The organism is Sphingobacterium paramultivorum, from assembly GCF_014109745.1.
Taxonomy (GTDB): domain Bacteria; phylum Bacteroidota; class Bacteroidia; order Sphingobacteriales; family Sphingobacteriaceae; genus Sphingobacterium; species Sphingobacterium paramultivorum.
In genome coordinates this window covers 2,164,955-2,182,218 of the sequence record NZ_CP058555.1, presented here as the reverse complement: position 1 = coordinate 2,182,218, position 17,264 = coordinate 2,164,955, and the positions used below count along the sequence as shown (strand labels likewise).

General features: G+C 48.1%; 8 protein-coding genes. 3 read left to right on the top strand and 5 right to left on the bottom strand.

Annotated elements, in window-relative coordinates:
* Positions 1-36: 36 nt before the first annotated feature.
* Genes HS960_RS09475 through HS960_RS09465 form a run of 3 tightly spaced genes read left to right on the top strand, consistent with a single transcriptional unit; the run spans position 37 to position 6,582 of the window.
* Positions 37-3,282 (top strand): TonB-dependent receptor, encoded by a 3,246-nt coding sequence (locus tag HS960_RS09475; protein ID WP_182332318.1) that lies wholly within the window; start codon positions 37-39, stop codon positions 3,280-3,282.
* 26 nt (positions 3,283-3,308) lie between these two features.
* Positions 3,309-4,673 carry a RagB/SusD family nutrient uptake outer membrane protein gene (locus HS960_RS09470; protein WP_159727053.1) on the top strand — a complete coding sequence of 455 codons (1,365 nt, stop codon included), beginning with the start codon at positions 3,309-3,311 and terminating at the stop codon, positions 4,671-4,673.
* The gene (locus tag HS960_RS09465; RefSeq protein ID WP_182332316.1) at positions 4,666-6,582 is read left to right on the top strand and encodes a TlpA disulfide reductase family protein; all 1,917 of its coding nucleotides are present in this window, start codon (positions 4,666-4,668) and stop codon (positions 6,580-6,582) included. The genes HS960_RS09470 and HS960_RS09465 overlap by 8 nt, the downstream gene beginning before the upstream one ends.
* A 102-nt stretch (positions 6,583-6,684) precedes the next feature.
* Here the strand turns inward: HS960_RS09465 and HS960_RS09460 are convergent, their stop codons facing one another.
* From HS960_RS09460 to HS960_RS09440, 5 genes are read right to left on the bottom strand one after another with little or no spacing between them, the layout of a single operon-like run.
* Positions 6,685-8,187, bottom strand: coding sequence for a sulfatase (locus tag HS960_RS09460; RefSeq protein ID WP_182332314.1), 1,503 nt, complete (start codon positions 8,185-8,187; stop codon positions 6,685-6,687).
* 49 nt (positions 8,188-8,236) lie between these two features.
* Entirely contained in the window at positions 8,237-8,920 is a 684-nt protein-coding gene (locus HS960_RS09455) for a DUF6250 domain-containing protein (protein ID WP_182332312.1), read from the bottom strand.
* 6 nt (positions 8,921-8,926) lie between these two features.
* Positions 8,927-11,683 (bottom strand): exo-rhamnogalacturonan lyase family protein, encoded by a 2,757-nt coding sequence (locus HS960_RS09450; protein ID WP_202883776.1) that lies wholly within the window; start codon positions 11,681-11,683, stop codon positions 8,927-8,929.
* Entirely contained in the window at positions 11,658-13,919 is a 2,262-nt protein-coding gene (locus tag HS960_RS09445) for a RagB/SusD family nutrient uptake outer membrane protein (protein ID WP_182332310.1), read from the bottom strand. The genes HS960_RS09450 and HS960_RS09445 overlap by 26 nt, the downstream gene beginning before the upstream one ends.
* Positions 13,920-13,939: 20 nt before the next feature.
* On the bottom strand, positions 13,940-17,230 hold the full coding sequence (locus HS960_RS09440; RefSeq protein ID WP_182332308.1) for a SusC/RagA family TonB-linked outer membrane protein: 3,291 nt from the start codon (positions 17,228-17,230) through the stop codon (positions 13,940-13,942).
* Positions 17,231-17,264 lie beyond the last annotated feature (34 nt).

The window sequence follows — 17,264 nt, the reverse complement described above, 5'->3', positions numbered from 1 at the left end:
AACCCAAAACAAACGAATATTCAATCTAAATACCCTATGAAACAATCCGTTAAAACACTGCTATTGATGCTGATGCATGTCAATGGCTATGCCTTTAGCCAGCAGGCAGACAAGGCAGCTGACCATGTTCAATTTAAACAGCTCGTCAAAGCCATTGAGCAGCGCAGCGATTACCGCTTTGTGTATGATCCCCATGAAATTAACCCCGATCTGAATATTGATGTCAATTTAAACAATGCCAGTATCCCCGAGCTGCTTAAACAGGCATTCTCGGCTAAGGGCATCCGCTATCAAATTGTCAAAAACACCATCGTGCTCCAGGGGAAAGCCGCTGCCAAAACACTGCAGGTAACCCTAAGTGGCCGTGTCAGCAATGCTACCGGTGCAGCGCTTGAAGGGGTTAGTGTTCGGGTTAAAAACAAGATAGCCAGTACGGTCACCGATGCCAGTGGACGCTTTAGTTTAAATGGGCTGCAACAGGATGATATCTTACTTTTGAGTTATGTGGGCTACCGCAGCAAGGAAGTGAAGGTGGCGGACAAGGGCATTATGGAAATAAGCCTTGAGCTAGATCCGGGCAACCTGGATGAAGTGGTGGTTATCGGTTACGGGACATCTTCGATACGCAAAAATACGGGTTCGGTATCCAGCGTCACCAGCAGGGAGATCGAAACACAACCGGTACTAGATCCTCTGGCTGCATTGCAGGGGCGCGTTGCGGGACTCAATATCGCATCCAATTCGGGCTTGCCGGGCAGCTCCTTTCAGGTGCAGCTGCGTGGTGTCAATTCTTTGAGCAATGGCAGCAGCCCGCTGTACATTATCGACGGTATTCCATTTTCGGACGAAAGCATGAATCAGTTTACCGCTGCCAATGGCAACCAAAGCCCGCTCAGCCTGATCAATCCCAAGGATATTGAACGAATCGATGTACTTAAAGATGCGGATGCGACAGCCATCTATGGCTCCCGGGGTGGGAATGGTGTGATCCTGATCACAACGAAAAAAGGAAATAAGGGCGGACTTAAAATAGACTTTAATGCCAATGTGGGCTCTGGCAAGGCCATTCGCAACTTGAAGATGCTCAATACGGAACAATATTTGGACATCCGGAAGGAAGGCTTTAAAAACGATAACTGGACGGCGACAGCAGACAATGCGCCGGATCTGCTCACTTGGGATCAGTCCGCCTACAGCGACTGGCAAAAGGAGTTTTATGGTGCATCGGCCCCTTTCTCCACCTATCAGCTGTCATTTTCCGGGGGAAACGAAAATACCCAATACCTGGCCAGTGCCAATTTCAATCGGCAGGGGGATCCCTTGCCCGCTAATAAGAATTATCAGCGCGGTGGTGCGCTGTTGAACTTGTCTACGCAGTCCAAAGATCAGCGATTTAAACTAAACAGCAGTTTCAACCTCAACCTGGACCGTAATAATACCGTGCCTACAGATATAGCACAGTTTTACAACCTGGCGCCCAATTATCCTTTATATGATGAAAAGGGAGACTATTATTGGTTTCAGCAGAGCTTACAGAACCCCGCCGCCTATATGGAGCGCTCGAGTGTTTCGAAATCAAAATCCCTGCTGGCCAACTTTTCTGCCGAATACGCGATCTTACCCGAACTGGTCGCAAAAGTCAATGTGGGCTACAACCTCAAAAGCATGGACCAGACGCGCTTGCTGCCCAATGCGGGATTTAATCCATTGACGAGCACGGGTTCAATGGCCTCTTACGGGAATTCGGATTATCAGTCCTATATCATTGAACCGCAATTAAACTACAGCAAAACAATTGGTAAACATGATTTTAAACTGCTTTTAGGCGGCACCTGGCAGCAAAGGGTCAGCGAAGGGAAATACTTCGATGGCAGCAGTTACCCGAGTGATTCGCAGCTAAACAATATCGGTGCTGCAGGTATCCTTGTGAACCGCAACAATCAGTATGCAGATTACCGTTACCAGTCTGCATTTGGTCGTCTAAATTATGCCTATGCCGATAAATATCTGTTGAATTTCAGCTACCGAAGGGATGGCTCTTCCCGCTTTGGGCCCAACAATAAGTACGGTAATTTTGGGTCGATCGGTGCAGCCTGGGTGTTCAGCAGCGAAGAATTTCTCCAGGATCAGTCTATCTTAAGCTTCGGTAAGCTACGTGCCAGCTGGGGGGTGACGGGCAATGACCAGATCGGTGATTACCAGTACCTGGATACCTGGGGCACAGGCTTTGCCTACCAGGGCATCACGGGGCTTTATCCGACACGGGTGTTTAATCCCAATTTTGGATGGGAAGAAATCAAAAAGAAAGAACTGGGGCTCGACCTTGGCTTTTTCAGGGACCGTATTTTCCTCACGGCCAATTATTACAACAATAGATCGGATAATCAGTTGATCAATATTGTGCTAGCACCGCAGACGGGCTTCAGTTCGTATTTTGGTAATATGCCGGCCCTGATCGAAAATAAAGGCTTGGAGTTTGAGCTGAGCAGTGTGAATATCCAAAAGGAAAAGTTCAGCTGGAAAACAAATTTCAATATCACTTTCCCGTCCAATACCCTGCTAGAATATCCCGGCCTGGCGAGTAGCAGTGATGTGCGGCGGTACGTCATTGGCGAGTCCACACGTATCGTCCGTGGATTTCAGTTTACGGGAGTGGATCCACAAACCGGGGTCGCCCAATTCCGGGATGTGGATGGCGATGGGAAAATCAGTGATTTCAATGATTATGTAACCTTGGGATCACTGCTGCCCAAGTACTATGGTGGTATCGGCAATAATCTAAGTTATGGTAATGTGAGTCTTGGATTTCTATTTCAGTTTGTCAAACAGGAGGGACCATCCATTGGATATGGTCCACAGGCAACGACCATTGGCGGATTGGGCAATCTGGATGAATATGTGTTAAACCGTTGGCAGCAGCCCGGAGATGTGACCGATGTGCCACGCGCTACGGCTAACAGCGCCAACGAAGCCAACCTGGCTTACCGTAATTATTACCGGTATTCTACGGCCGTATGGGACGATGCTTCTTTTATTCGCTTAAAAAATGTATCGCTCAGTTACGATATCTCCAAATGGGCACAGAAGATCAATATGAGCCGCGCTGTGGTACAGTTCAATGCACAGAACCTCTTTACCTGGACAAGCTTCAGAGGTATGGATCCCGAGATGCCTGGTTTTGACCGTACTTATGTTTCGGATGTCAATCCCTTTGGTTCGGTACGGAACAGTGCCACACCATCCATGCGCACGTATACATTTGCGGTTCAGCTCACTTTTTAATGATCATAAAACTAAAGACTTATCCCATGAACAAATATATTATCTACAGCCTTTTTGCAACACCACTGCTTAACATCTCCTGCAATAAATTTCTGGCCGTGGACCCACCCAAGACAGAAGTAGCAGCAGAGTCGGCCTTCAGTGACGAAAAGACAGCCACAGCAACCGTGGGCGGACTCTATACCAGTATGAACAATTACAATAACCAGTTTGCCAGTGGACTGATGACCATTGTACTGTCCAGTCTGGCCGACGATTACAATTCAGCCTTTACAAGCTATGATGAGTACAAATACAATAAACTAAGTCCGGCAACCTCTTATCTCGATCGGCTCTGGTCGCAACCTTATAGCTATATCAACCACAGCAATAAGATTATCGAGGGGGTTGAAGCCTCGGCGCTCAGCAGTACGGTAAAAGCACAGCTTTCGGCCGAGGCCCGTTTTACGCGGGTATTCAATTACTTTTACCTGAGCAACCTCTTCAATAAAGTGCCCCTCATCACCGATACCAAGGATCTGGAAGCCAACAACCGAAAAGGTCCGGCCTCCAGGGAAGAGCTCTATGCTTTCATGGTGGATGATCTGCAGAAAGCTGCTGTCGATATTGCGGATGACTATCAGGGCAATGAGCGTACCCGCCCCAACAGAAAAGCGGTTGACGCGCTATTGGCCAGGGTCTATCTGTATCATGGCGACTGGGCCAATGCCGAAGCAATGGCCGACAAAGTTATCGCGGATAACCGGTACGAACTGTCGCGCGACCTCAATACCGTTTTTTTGAAAACGAGCAAAGAGGCCATCTGGCAGCTGCAGACCGTTAATCTTTCTACTGCCGGGGTCAACACCTGGGAAGGTTTCAGCATCGTTCCGACAGTAGCTACAGCACGGAGTTATTATCAGGTGTATGATTCCTCGGTAGCAGCCTATGAAGAGAATGACTTACGTAAAGCAATGTGGTTAAAGCCTTATGTGGTAAGTAATAAGACGCTTTATATGCCATATAAATATAAGCTGCGTACGGGCACACCTGTAACCGAATACAATACCGTTCTGCGCCTTGCCGAGCAGTATCTGATCCGTGCCGAAGCGCGGCTCAACCAGAATAAGTTGCAGGCGGCATTACAAGATATCAATCAGATCCGTGAACGTGCAGGCCTCGCTGCGTTGCCACAAACGATGGACAAGGCGGGTATTGCCCTGGCGCTTGAGAAAGAACGCCAGCTGGAGCTGCTCGGTGAATGGGGCCACCGTTGGTTTGACCTGGTGCGCACAAATAGGGCCCTGCCTGTACTTTCAAAAGTCAAAACAGACTTTAGTGAAAGCGATATCAAAATACCGATCGCAAGTGCTATTCTAATCACAAATGCTAATCTCCAACAGAATGATTAAGCTATTCAAATACGCATTGCTGCTGTGCCTGCTACAGGCAAACCTGCTGTTGCGGGCACAAGTGAGCATTTTGCCGCAAAAAGCAGCGGCCGGAGATACCGTGACCATCAGCTTTGATCCGTCTAAATCTGCAGCTACCCATAAGGAAGGGCCATTTTTCGTAGATTTCAACTATTCAAATTTTTACGAGTTCCCGAGCCGCATGCCCATGCAGCAAGAAGGTAAATTGTGGCGTGTACGTTTTAAACTGCCTGCCTACGCCAACTTTTCCTGCTTTACGATCGCCGACAAAGACAAGAAATTTGTACAGCAGGCAAGCGATAGCAGTCAGTATGAGATCTACGTCTATAAACAGGGGAAACTGATTGCCGGCAATTACCTGGGAAAATCATACAGCGTGCCGGTCCAGGATAAAACCTCGGATCATATCCTGGCTACACAGGAATATTACCTCAAAAAAGAGCTGAGCCTGTATCCCGACAATTATGAGGCACAGCTCCGGCTGATTGTGCTCCAGATGAAAACCGCTGGTCCGGCCCAGCAGGAACGGCTCTTGAAAAAGGGCTTGGCCGTGGTGGAAAAGAAATTCAGGAGCAATCCATTTTTTGAAGGGAACCTCAATAAGGTGACCATGGGTTATCTGATACTCGGGCAGAACCAAAAAGTGGATTCGATCCGCCAGGTGGTGATCAACGAGTTTCCCAACAAGAAGATCGGGATAAGTTATCGGCTCAATAAGTTGTTCCGCGAGCAGGATTCCACCGCCGTGGTCGCCAAGATAGGGCAGCTTCTTTCCCTCAAGACGGCCGATAATGAGGCGGCCTATGGCAGTGCCTATGACTATCTTTTTACCTACTATGTGCGGCATGGTGATAGCGTACAGGCCAAGAAATACCTGCCGCTGATTACCCGTTGGGAGCAGGATCCCTACAAATGGCGCGCATACAATCAGTATGTGCAGCTGCTCTTGGATCATAAGCTGATGCTGCAGGATGCGTCCAAACTCAATTTATATTTACTTGACAGTGTTGCAGCCTATCCCGTGAGTTTAATACGCTATTTCCCCGAAACGGGCTATCTGGTGGCCCATGATCCGGCCAAGGCGGATAAGCTTGCTGCGGTAAAAGCAGAAATTATGGCCAATCAGGGACTTATCGCTGCTCAGTTAAACCAGCCTGAAGCGGCCCGGAAGTGGTTCGATAAAAGTATCCCTACACTCCAATCGGCGGCACTGCTCCGCACAGTGGCCATGCAGTATCAGCAGTGGAATGATCCGGCCAGCGCTATACCTGTATTGGAGGCTGCCTATCGGTATGCTCCTTTTGATCCAGCGATCAGGCAGCTTCTCGACAAAGCGATCCTTAAAAACGGAATGGACAATGCTGCCGAACGGCAGGCTTATTTTAGCAAGCTTGACAAGCAATGGAAACAAGGGTATTACCAGGAGTTTCAAAAGATCATCGGCAATACGCCATTTCCAGAAGATATCAGCATAGTTGATATGGACAAGAAACCTTTGCTTAAAGCGGATCTCCAGGACAAGATTGTCATCATTGATTTTTGGGCAACCTGGTGTAAGCCATGCATCGCTTCATTTCCCTATTTGCATCAGGTGTACAAAAAATATGCGGATGATCCGCAGGTGAAGTTCGTGATACTCAATTCGGGCAGTGGAAACAGCTGGGACGATGCCTACAAATGGGCAAAGGCCAATCCCGAATTTGACTTTCCATTTTATTACAATCAAGATAAAAAGCTCAGTAGTAAACTGGATATCACATCCATTCCGACAACATTGATCCTGGACAAAAAAGGAAACATCCGTTTTCGAAAGGTGGGATTTGAAGGTGAAAAGCTACTGCAGAGCCTCGATGCCATGATCGAATACCTGAAAGAACTGGAGCACTAATTTGTTGGATGCGTCCATGGCAGCTGTTCGGGCATTAAAAAAGACGTGAATAACAAAGGGTTTAATGATTGAAGACCCTTTGTTATTAGCAAAATCGAGATCTTATTTTGAAGGAGGGAGCTCAACCTTGCCCTTAACCTGTTGCATAACCAGCTGGTGGAAATAATCAACAATGTCTGCATACTGCTGATCGTTGGCGAGATTAATCAATTGATGGGGATCGCGAACCACATCTGTCAGCGATTTTCCGGTACCATGTCCGAAAAATTCCGCATATCGCCATTTTTCAGTTCGTACGGTGATTCCTGTAACACCTTTTCCATTTTCGTTCCAAACGGTATAAGCAGGTCTTTCCCAGGTTTTATCAGGTTCATAAAGCAATGGCTTTAAACTTTTTCCTTCTAGGTTCTTATAGCTGGGTAGTCCACATAGGTCGACTAAAGTTGGGTAAATGTCTAGCAGCTCCACCACACGAGGGGAAGACTGCCCGTTACCTTGTGCCCGTGGATCGTAAATAATAAAGGGCACTCGGGTGCCTTGTTCCCACAAGGAACCGGCTTTGGACCATTTCCCTTTTTCACCCAGTTGATAGCCATGATCGCTCCAAAAAACCACAATGGTGTTTTCTTTCAATCCGGATTCTTCCAGTTTCTGTAGTACCCGGCCCACATTCCAGTCCATGTAACTTATGCAGGCAAGGTAGGCTCTGATATATTCCTTGGCTTCTTGTGTCGATGCCGTGCGGTTGACAAAGAAATCGGCATTTCTCCGGCGGATGGATCCGGCCGGAAATCCCACCGGTATGCCGGGTATCGATGAAAAATCGGGCGGGAGCGCAATACTGTCCAGGTCATACAGGTCAAAGAATTCCTTGGGGGCTACAAATGGTGTATGCGGTTTTGAAAAGCCGCAGGCCAAAAAGAAGGGTTCTTTGGCACGTTTGAGGTCTTCCAAATATTCAATGGCTCTGTCCGCCACTTTCGTGTCGCCTATTTGCCTTGCATCTTCTCCTGTCAGGGCTGCCCATTTATCGGATGCTACTGTCGCTGCGTAGGGTTCTATACGGGGAGCTGAATTGCTGTATGCCTGCCAATACGATTGTGAGCCAACCGCAGATGGAGCCGCAGCATTGATCACGGTGCCGTATTGTCGTTTCTCGCCGCCAATATCCCAGGCCTCGGTGTCATCTATTCCGCCATGAAAGACTTTGCCACTCCGAATAGTCGTGTAACCGTTTTGCTTAAAATATTTAGGCAGGCTGATCCAGTCCGGAAAAGATGCATTAAACCATTCTCTATTTCCGTACAGGCCACTGGTTGTTGGGCGTTTCCCTGTTAACAGCGATGACCTGGAGGGGTTGCACAATGGGTATTGACAATAGGCATGTTCAAACCATACGCCTTTTGCCGCGAGCTTATCGAGGTGGGGGGTATGTGCCAAAGAATGGCCATAGATGCCCATATCTGTTCGCAGGTCGTCCGCAATCAGAAACAATACATTGTATTTTTTGGGAACTGAATCTACAGCTTTCTGGTGTTGTGCTTGCCCCTGTAGACATAGGGCAAGCTGCAGAAAGCATAGTGTAAGGTTAAGAGATATTTTCATTTTGATTTGTTTTCGTTAGCCGTATGCTGTTGGTCATCGAGTGGATTTTCTATAATTTGGTTAAGGTGAGCCATTTTATCACCTGCCGGCTCGCGGTAAGCCGCAGCCCAAAATAGCCTTTGGTATTTTGGATCCCTTCTTCAACAAATAGGCGCCTGCCGTTCATCCAGACTTCTGTTTGCTTCTTTGATGCGCGGACCCATGTACTGATGGTGTCGGTGCGGCCTGGTTCCAGTAAAAAAGGTTTTTCATTTTTCTCTGCCAAAAGTATCCTTTCGCCAGATCCGTCGTACCGGCGAAACCGGGTTGTACTGTTGTTGTTGCCCCCAATACCCACATAGAAAAGTATCAGGTCATTATAGCTATCTAAGCGACCATCCCTGGGTTTCAATTTTATTTCGTTGTGTGGCTCCTGTGCGAGCCAGAACTGGTTCAGATCGGAAAGCCGTTTGTTCTCGCCTTTGTCGATACTTATTTCCCTTTCGTATTGGATGAGGTAATCGCCGGTCAGCAAGGTGTCTAGCCATAAAGTGGCTCCGCCATAGGAGTCAATAACTAATCCTTCGTTGCTCGCTTCAACATGCGACTTGTCGGGATACTCCAGTTCGATGATCCATCGGTTTATTTCGTTTAATGGCACTTTCCAGGTGTACTTTTCTTGCGCTGGACTAATAAAATAAATCAACAGCAGCCAAGATAATGTGAAATAGCGCCTTTTAATAAATTTGTGCATAACGTATTATTTTTGAAACTTACCGACGTAATGTAGGCACTGAATCGTACTTAGGCTCCATTGGGCCGCTTCGTTTGTTGATAGATCTTTCCATTCCTGCTGATTGTTTGCCAGCTTTATGAGCGGTATAGTGGGCGCCTGCACGAAGGATCCGGCCTTGGTGCCAAGTAGTTCCTGCCATGTCCGTTCTCCCAGCAAGTCATCACCCAATTTGAATGCGGCATAAGCCGTGAGCCTGGCATGGCTGCTCCGTAGATTAAATTTGCCTTCTTTGGTGCCTAGTTCACGTATCCGCGCTTCATCGGAAGCGTTGTATAAACGGCAGTATTGCAACCAGGCCGTTTCAAATCTTTTGTCGGGAATGACCTGCAGTATTTCCTGACAGATTTCGACAAGTCCAAACACAGCATTCAGATGTGATACCCGCACAGTTTTATCTTTTTGGCGGTCAAATTTTCCGGTAGCAATATCCAGCAGGCTCAGCCCTGTGAAAAAACCTTGCGGTTGGTCGGCGATGCTTTGCATGCTGGCTTTGAGGCGGGCCAATAGCGTAGGGTCGAGGGTTCGTTCCCATTCTGTAAACCATGCTGCCGCAATCGCTCCCCAGTCGGTACCAAAACCTACCAGCGCTTTGCCTTTTTCTGTGACAACAGGTTCATCCACTCGCTTGCGAAGGGCCACGATATCTTGAAGCCTATAAGCGGCTTCCACCTGCTCACGCAACAAATCGCCTGTACGTTCATCTGCGGTGAGGTAATAATAAAACCGTCTGTTGAGCGCTGTACTGATACGGAGCTGCTTGGCACTGCAGCCCCAATGCATCACATTGTGGCGGCTTCCCAAAGGGGCAAACCGCCCAAGATGATGTACATCTACTTCTCCCGTGTGTCTGCACATGGCTTCGGCAAAACGAAAGCAATTGCGATTGCCCGAACGGAGGTAATAGTACCAGAGCCAAAGATCGGTGCCAAGTTCGGAGTTATCCCAGGCAAAACCGCCCACATCGTATTTCCACACATGTCGATCTGCATCATAACTATGCATGACGTCGCCGTAGTTCCAGAATCCGTACCAACCTCTACGATCAACCTCTCCCTGATAGAAGGTAACGAGTGCATCCAATTTATCTTCCAGCGCCGCTTTCAGGGCCGAGCTGCGGTCTGGAAGCCCCCAGTTGGCGCCAAACACCTGCTGCTCGAAGAGATAGGATGGACTGGCCGATAGTAGTGGTGGTTGCTGGTATGCCTGCGCTAGTTGCCCCAATTTTTCAGGCGAAGGGCTCTGGTCGAAGATGGACAAATATAATTCGGAGCTGCGTGCGACACCGATTGGACTTCCGTATCCTGCCTCGTAGTCTTCGTAGGTGATCTCGAGGCCTTCCCATTGTTTTTCATAGCTGTCCTGTCCCATGCCGTCGTGGTAGAATCGCAGGTCCATTGCTTCGGCCTTCGGAGCCCACAACCAGGCTGTCAGGGTAGCTGCATCGGATGCGGCACCACGGATATCAAGCTGGCCCGGATAACTTTGCCAAAAGTTACGGATACCCAAAGCGACTCCAGCGGAAGGTGTCCCTAAGTATGCGGTTCCCATAGCGCGGCCACCGTCTTGGCTATGAATCCAAGCATGGCCGGCTTTGGTTCGTTTTTCGATGCTGCTCGCAGAGGGATGGGCCTGCAGCAAGGTATAATCGCCAAATTCGGGAATAAAAGGCAGTCCTTTTTTTGCAGTCTCCGTAATGTTCTCCCATTTGACTTCCTTTCCTTCCAGCTGTTGCTTCCGTACCGCGCTGCCTGGATCACGGCGAAGTCCCGTAAGCCCTTTCACCGCTTCGGAAAAGACTTCGCCGTTTTCCCCGACAAAACGAATGTAACGATTGTAGGTCGGCGTATCATGCAATGGCATTACCACAGATAGGCCTATTCCCTTGATAAAATCGCGCTGTTCATCGCCGTCATATAAAAAGGTGTGTATTACTTTTATCGTGGGCGACTTGTCGTAAAGATAAAAACGGACGATAAACGGGATTTTTTTTTGCTCGCCATGCCGATGTGTTCCCGCCACGCGAATGAGGACACGCTGGCTGCCACTGTTTTCGACTACAGTTTTTTCAATATGGGACTGCCATGTAGTCCTATTTAAATTTTCTCCAGGTTCTGCGTCAGGAGCATCCTGCAACAAAATCTGCAAGATAACAGCGCTAGCAACGAGCCGGCCATTTTGTCGGATTTCCTGTAGCAGCTTAGTTCCCTTCTTTCCGAAAGTCACTTTTAAAAGCCCATTATCGACTGTGATGGACTCATCGTGCTCCTGCACTTGGATACCTGACTGTAGGCGCTCACTCGTTGTCAAAAAAAGTTCATCCTGGAGCAGTGTAGTTAAATCAGCCGCGGCGCATGCCGACCATTTCACGGAACCATCTGGCCAGAAAGCCAAGGGCCAACTTTGGATGGGGGCCGTATGGCCATGGTTATCGCGCAGCTCGAATTGCTGCTGTTTCCTGACCTTTCCTTTTGGCCAGGGGACACCGAAAGTTGTCCCCAAATAGGGTGCTCCCTGTTGCCGGTCGATCCAGTTCAAAGGAACAGCCAACGCAGCTTCTGAGTGGTCATCACCGCTTTTATGTGCAGTCCGGTTTGGACCGCCATATAAGTTGAGGCTGGCGAGCGGTCCGATGCCCAAACCGAAGAGGCCGGTGTTTTTTATAAATTTCCGTCTGTTCAATGTCATGTTAAAAGGGTTAATATCCAGGATTCTGATAGGCACGGCGGGCTGTTTCATCCAGGAGCACACCATCTTTATCGGTTAACATACTGATATACGATTGCGGAAAAGGTTTGAAAGTATGGGTTGCCGAAAAGGTTCCCTTTCCGTTGCCGTCCTGACCATTCACTCCGGATGGATTATCCGATTTGGGCCATCCCGCATTTCGGCTCGAAGCAAGCTGGGCATGATGCAACATACGCTCCAGCTGTATTCCTGCATGGTGTATCCCTTCGTATAAGACCTGCTCCGTATTAAACTCGCGCGAGTATTCATTGTAGATAAAATGGACAAAACGTTTCAATTCGGTATTCGCCTCAGACGGATATTGTTCGGCCTTGGATTTCGCGGAGCTTCCGTCCCAATAGGAAGCGTCGACGCTGATTTTATCAAAGGTGGCCGTCGCGGAGCTGTAAGGGTAGCTGCGTTCTTCGGCGCCCAATGATTCGGCTCCAGGGTATAAGCGGGCCAATACCTCGGCTCGGTTTTCTCCGGCTTTGTAGGCGGCTCGGTTTCTTAATTTATTGATATCGGCAATGGCATTGGCATAGTCTCCTTTTCGGCCATACGCTTCTGCACGGATCAGGAGCGTTTCGGCGAGTCGGAAAATGGCAACATCACGCGTACCAAAATGGTTGTCTACCGTACTGCGATTCGGATCGATAAATTTTCGCGAGGATGGACGGACTTTCCGGTTCAATAGAAGTCCCGCGTTTCCACTGTATCTGTCTGCACCTGTCTTTCGGTAATAATACTTTCCATTGTCCTTGATCCATCGTGGATAGAGTACATAGGGCTGTGCTAGGGCCTCATTGATATCAATGGCCGTTTCTTTGCTGTTTTCAAGGAAAACAAGTCCCAGGTCGGCTGTTCCAATTTTCCGCTGTCCGGCCTGCGCATTCCGCCCTTTCCAGGATGGACGTGTATAGTTCGGCTTGATATTGGCATTAAAGAAATCGGCTTCATTAGCTTGCCAGGCCAGGGAAGCATTCTTAGCGTCGGTATAGGCAAGACCGGGGCCGTCCGATTGGGACGCATTATCGAAAGAAGCACTCTGATATTCGAGCTGGAATGATTTTTCAAAACGGGAATCATTTATTTTATCCGTAAATACATCATAACCCCAGTCCGAGGGTAAAAATCCCTGACCTTTCAGTAGTCCATAGGACCAGGTCCAGCTCGGGATATTCCAGGCGGCATTGCGGTAATCGGCGGTAAAGGCTGCATTGGTACGCATACCGTATCGACCATTGTCCAAATTATTGCCATAGGAGGCCTGAAGGATGATCTCTGGATTTGTTTCATTCGCCCAATTGCCTTTCTCAATGGTAAAAAGGTCCCAATAATTTGAGGCCAGGCTGATCCCGGAATTTATGACCTGCGAGGAATAATAAATGGTAGAATCCAAATCCGCTATTCCTTCCCCTTTATATAATAGCCCCTGGTAGGCATTGGGACTTGTGGGGTCTACAGTGCCGTCCGCATTCCGGTAGGATTTAAAGGCTGCGGCCTGATGGCGCTGCAGGTAAAGTTTCGCCAGGAAATGCTGGGCTGCATTGCGGGTAATCCGTCCGCGCTGCGTCTGTATGGCAATAGGTAAATGCTGCTCGGCAAATCGCAGGTCTGAAATTAATTTGGCATAAATGGTCGCCGAATTTGTTTTGGGCAGATAAAAATTGGCCGGAAGACTGTTGTTGCTTTTCAGAGGAAAAGGAACATCGCCCAGTTGGGTAACCAGCAAGTAATAGGCATAGGCCCGTAGAAAATAGAGTTCGGAAAGCTTTTGATTGGCATATGCCGCGTCATTTGCATACTTTCCTGGTGCTCTTTCGGTGATAATTTCGATGGCTTTGTTGCAGTCATTTATAATGGGGTAGGCCCCCAATAGTTGGGTTTGATAATAGCCGATCAGGTTATTGGCATATTCGCCTGCGGCTCCTGATGGCGACCACACTGCGGGACTGAAGGTAGCCCAGGCATTATCAAGTGGTTCGACGATATCGTTGCCTGTTTCAAAAAGAAAGGGGCCTTCCATAAACCCATATTTAAAACGTAAGATGTTGTAGTTTGCGACGACCAGTTCGTCAAGTCCTTTTTCAGATTCAAAATAGTTTTGAGTAATCGTAGAGACCATTTCTTCTTTGAGAAAGTCTTTGCAGGAACTTAATCCTATTCCTGTCGATAGTATAGTTAAGGCCCAAAGGGCACCTTTTTTTATAGTGTTTTTTTCAAGTCTCATGTGTTGTTGATGCTATTGATTTAAAGACCGATTCTCAAGCCGAGCACGGCACTGCGCAATAAGATGGTATTGGCGGTCTGACCACCACGCTGGGCTGCAGCAGCATTATCCCAGCCATTCACATCGTCTGGATTGAGGCCTATTTTTACAGCTTCGCCGCCCCAGATCACGGGATTTAGGATCTGTGCATATACTTGCAGGCTTCCGATATTGAGCCTATCCAACAGGGACTGTTTGAATGTGTAACCTAGTGAGATATAGCGTAAAGAGACCAAACTGCCATTGGTATAATTCCGTGCGGCATTGTAGTTGGTAAACGTTGCTGTTGTCTGCTGTGGGAAAGAAGCCGCAGTGTTTTCAGGACTCCAAACATCGTTTTCAATCCGTCGTCCGTACGTCTGAAGTGCACCATAATAACGGCTACCGATGCGCGCATAGACAAAGAAAGAAAGATCCCAGTTTTTGTAACGGAAAGCGTTGACAATTCCGCCGCTCCATTTGGGTCTGTTGCTGCCCAGCAGTTCTTTATCATTGTCGTTTATGGTTCCAAATCCGTTGTCAAGATAAGTCACTGTTTCGCCTGATGCGAGTGTGACAGATTTTGCGCCCTCGGTACCGGGCTGCACTTCCACCAGTTGCTGGTCTTTAATCTTTACTTGCCCCGGTAGCGCCGTGATATTGCCAATTTTCCGATACAGTTCAATCAGCCGGAGGTCTTCGGGAGTTTGCTGCCACAAGCGGTCGTATACATAGTCCCTAAATACCGCTATCGGTTGCCCGATAAACCAACCATTGGCGACATCGTCTACCTTGCCATCGACCAATTCGACGATCTTCTCGCGGTTTCTACTCCAGGTCAAGGTGGTGTTCCAGGAAAAATCTGGGCGGTCGATATTTTTACTTGATAACGAGATTTCAAGCCCGCTGTTACTCGTTTTTCCGATATTGCCCAATATGCTGTTGTAACCTAATACTGGGGGGATGGATCGATTGAGCAGGAGATCTTTTGTATTCGCCCGATACCATTCGATCGAACCCGATATCCTGTTGTTCAGAAATCCAAAATCCAGTCCCACATTATGCTGCACAGTTTTTTCCCAGCCAAGATTGGCATTCGGCATAGACGATGATTTATAGCCCGGATATTGGGTTTCGTCAAAAACATAGGCTGCACCTGCGATTGTTCCCGAAGTGGTGTAGGGAGATACTGAAGAATTTCCCGTTACACCGATTCCATAGCGGAATTTGAGCTGATTAATCCAACTGACCTGTTTCAGCCAGGGTTCTTCTTCCAGTTTATAGGCGACTGCCAAAGAGGGGAAAAAGTCAAACTTGTGCCCTTGTGCAAGTACCGATGCGCCATCCCAGCGGCCAGTAGCTGTAAGGAGGTACTTATTTTTCAGGGCATAATTGGCACGTAGCATATACGAAAGCAGCGTGTATTTGCTATAGGATGTACCATAGCTCATGGGGCGGCCCAGATCATTTGCCCCCAAATTGTACCAGAGGGAGGAAGGAAAGGTGATATCCTGTGCCCGGATATTAATACCATTGGATCGATTTTCCTGCGATGACTGCAAGGCATCCACTTTCAGCGATTGATCAGCCCATTTCTTATCGAACGTTAACATATTCTCAAACACCCAGGATAGCCGTTTGCTGTGGGAATTATAGCCAATCAGCGGAGCGGTACCTACGGCCGAAAATGGGTTTGTGTAGTCAGGGCCATAGAAGGAACCATTTTCTACCCCGGTATACTGTACCCCAAATTTAAGCTGATATTTTAGCCAGGGGGTAAAATTGAGCTGCGCAAAGGCATTGGAAAGTACACTATACTGGGTGTACTCATTTTTGCTGTTTTCAATATTCAGCAAGACATTATGTGCTGACAGACCGGTACGATTGGTGTTTAAGAGAAGGCCATTTTCGTCATAAGCCGGCGCGTAGGGTTGGAGTGCAAGGGCTTGGCTGTAGGAATCTTTTCCGCCCGAATTGGCGGAATTATCGGCCATTCCATAGTTTTGAACAGCGTAGCTTCCTATTGTGGATATGCCCAGATTCAACCATGTTCGTGGTGAAACATCACCTTTTAATGTTGTGGTATACCGTTTATAATCCTGATCGATCATTGCACCCTGCTGATCGAGCAGTCCTGCCGAGAGATAAAGACTCGATTTTTCATTGCCCGAAGAGAGGGAGAGGCTATGATTATTGGTTTTTGCCAGGCGTGTCACTAAATCTGTCCAACCCTGGTTGAGGAGATTGTCGCCGTTATATAGAGGCACTCGCGCGGCATATCCCTTGGCAATTTCCTCCGCTGTTGCATCACGGAGTAGCGGTTTGCCGTCTGTTCCCCAGCTGAAGGCATTTCGGATTGACTCGATACCATAAGTTTCGCCACCACCAAAATTTTGAATATAAAAATCAGGATCGGGGGCTGTGCCATATTTTCCCGTATAGGTCCCCCCGTTGATGTGGCTCTGCCGTTGCCAGTCCAAAAGTGCCTTTGAATCCATCCAATCTGTGGTCGAATGGATCTGATCGAAAGATATTGACCCATTGTACTGCACAGCGACCTGTCCTTTTTTTCCTTCTAAAAGAGAAACCAGTATCACGCCATTTGCACCACGTGAACCGTATATTGCCGTTGCAGAGGCGTCTTTGAGAATTTCAATCGAGGCAATGTCTTTGGGATTAATAATCGCTGCTTCACTTGCGGATATCGGAATTCCGTCGACCACATATAGGGGTTCATTGGAGGCATTTATGGAGCGGTTACCGCGAATGCGTATGGTTCCTATGCCACCGGGACGGTTATTTGATGTAATGTCCACGCCGCTTGCTTTACCCTGTATCCCTTGAACGATATTTGCTATGGGTCGATCATTGAGATCCTGCCCCTTGATCTGGGAGAGGGCACCTGTAATATCGCCTTTTTTTGTCGTTCCGTAGCCGACGACGACAATTTCGTCGAGTTGACGGTCATTGGGTTGCAATTTGATCTCTACGGGCGAGCGTTGCACAACGAGGGTATCCGAGACATACCCCAGGTGGCTCACAATAATTTTAAAAGGTAATTTTTGACCAGTTCGGAAAGAAAAACGGCCCCAGGTGTCGGTTTGTACGCTGTGTGTGACGGCGTCTAGCTGCACGGTTGCCCCGGCGATGGGTTTATTGGTTCGTGCATCAAGTAGTGTACCAATAAGATCTGCATTGATAATAGGTGAAACGGGCTGCTGTGCAACAACTACACTTGCCTGAAATGAGGCAAATAGAGCCACAGACAATCGTTTCCAATTGTTTATACTCATGATTAAAACAGTAGATTAGGTTGATTTTGAATTC

Bases quoted from the DNA above. Each gene is read 5' to 3' on its own strand.
- HS960_RS09475 (WP_182332318.1), top strand. From the start codon at position 37: ATGAAACAATCCGTTAAAACACTGCTATTGATGCTGATGCATGTCAAT.
- HS960_RS09470 (WP_159727053.1), top strand. From the start codon at position 3,309: ATGAACAAATATATTATCTACAGCCTTTTTGCAACACCACTGCTTAAC.
- HS960_RS09465 (WP_182332316.1), top strand. From the start codon at position 4,666: ATGATTAAGCTATTCAAATACGCATTGCTGCTGTGCCTGCTACAGGCA.
- HS960_RS09460 (WP_182332314.1), bottom strand. From the start codon at position 8,187: ATGAAAATATCTCTTAACCTTACACTATGCTTTCTGCAGCTTGCCCTA.
- HS960_RS09455 (WP_182332312.1), bottom strand. From the start codon at position 8,920: ATGCACAAATTTATTAAAAGGCGCTATTTCACATTATCTTGGCTGCTG.
- HS960_RS09445 (WP_182332310.1), bottom strand. From the start codon at position 13,919: ATGAGACTTGAAAAAAACACTATAAAAAAAGGTGCCCTTTGGGCCTTA.
- HS960_RS09440 (WP_182332308.1), bottom strand. From the start codon at position 17,230: ATGAGTATAAACAATTGGAAACGATTGTCTGTGGCTCTATTTGCCTCA.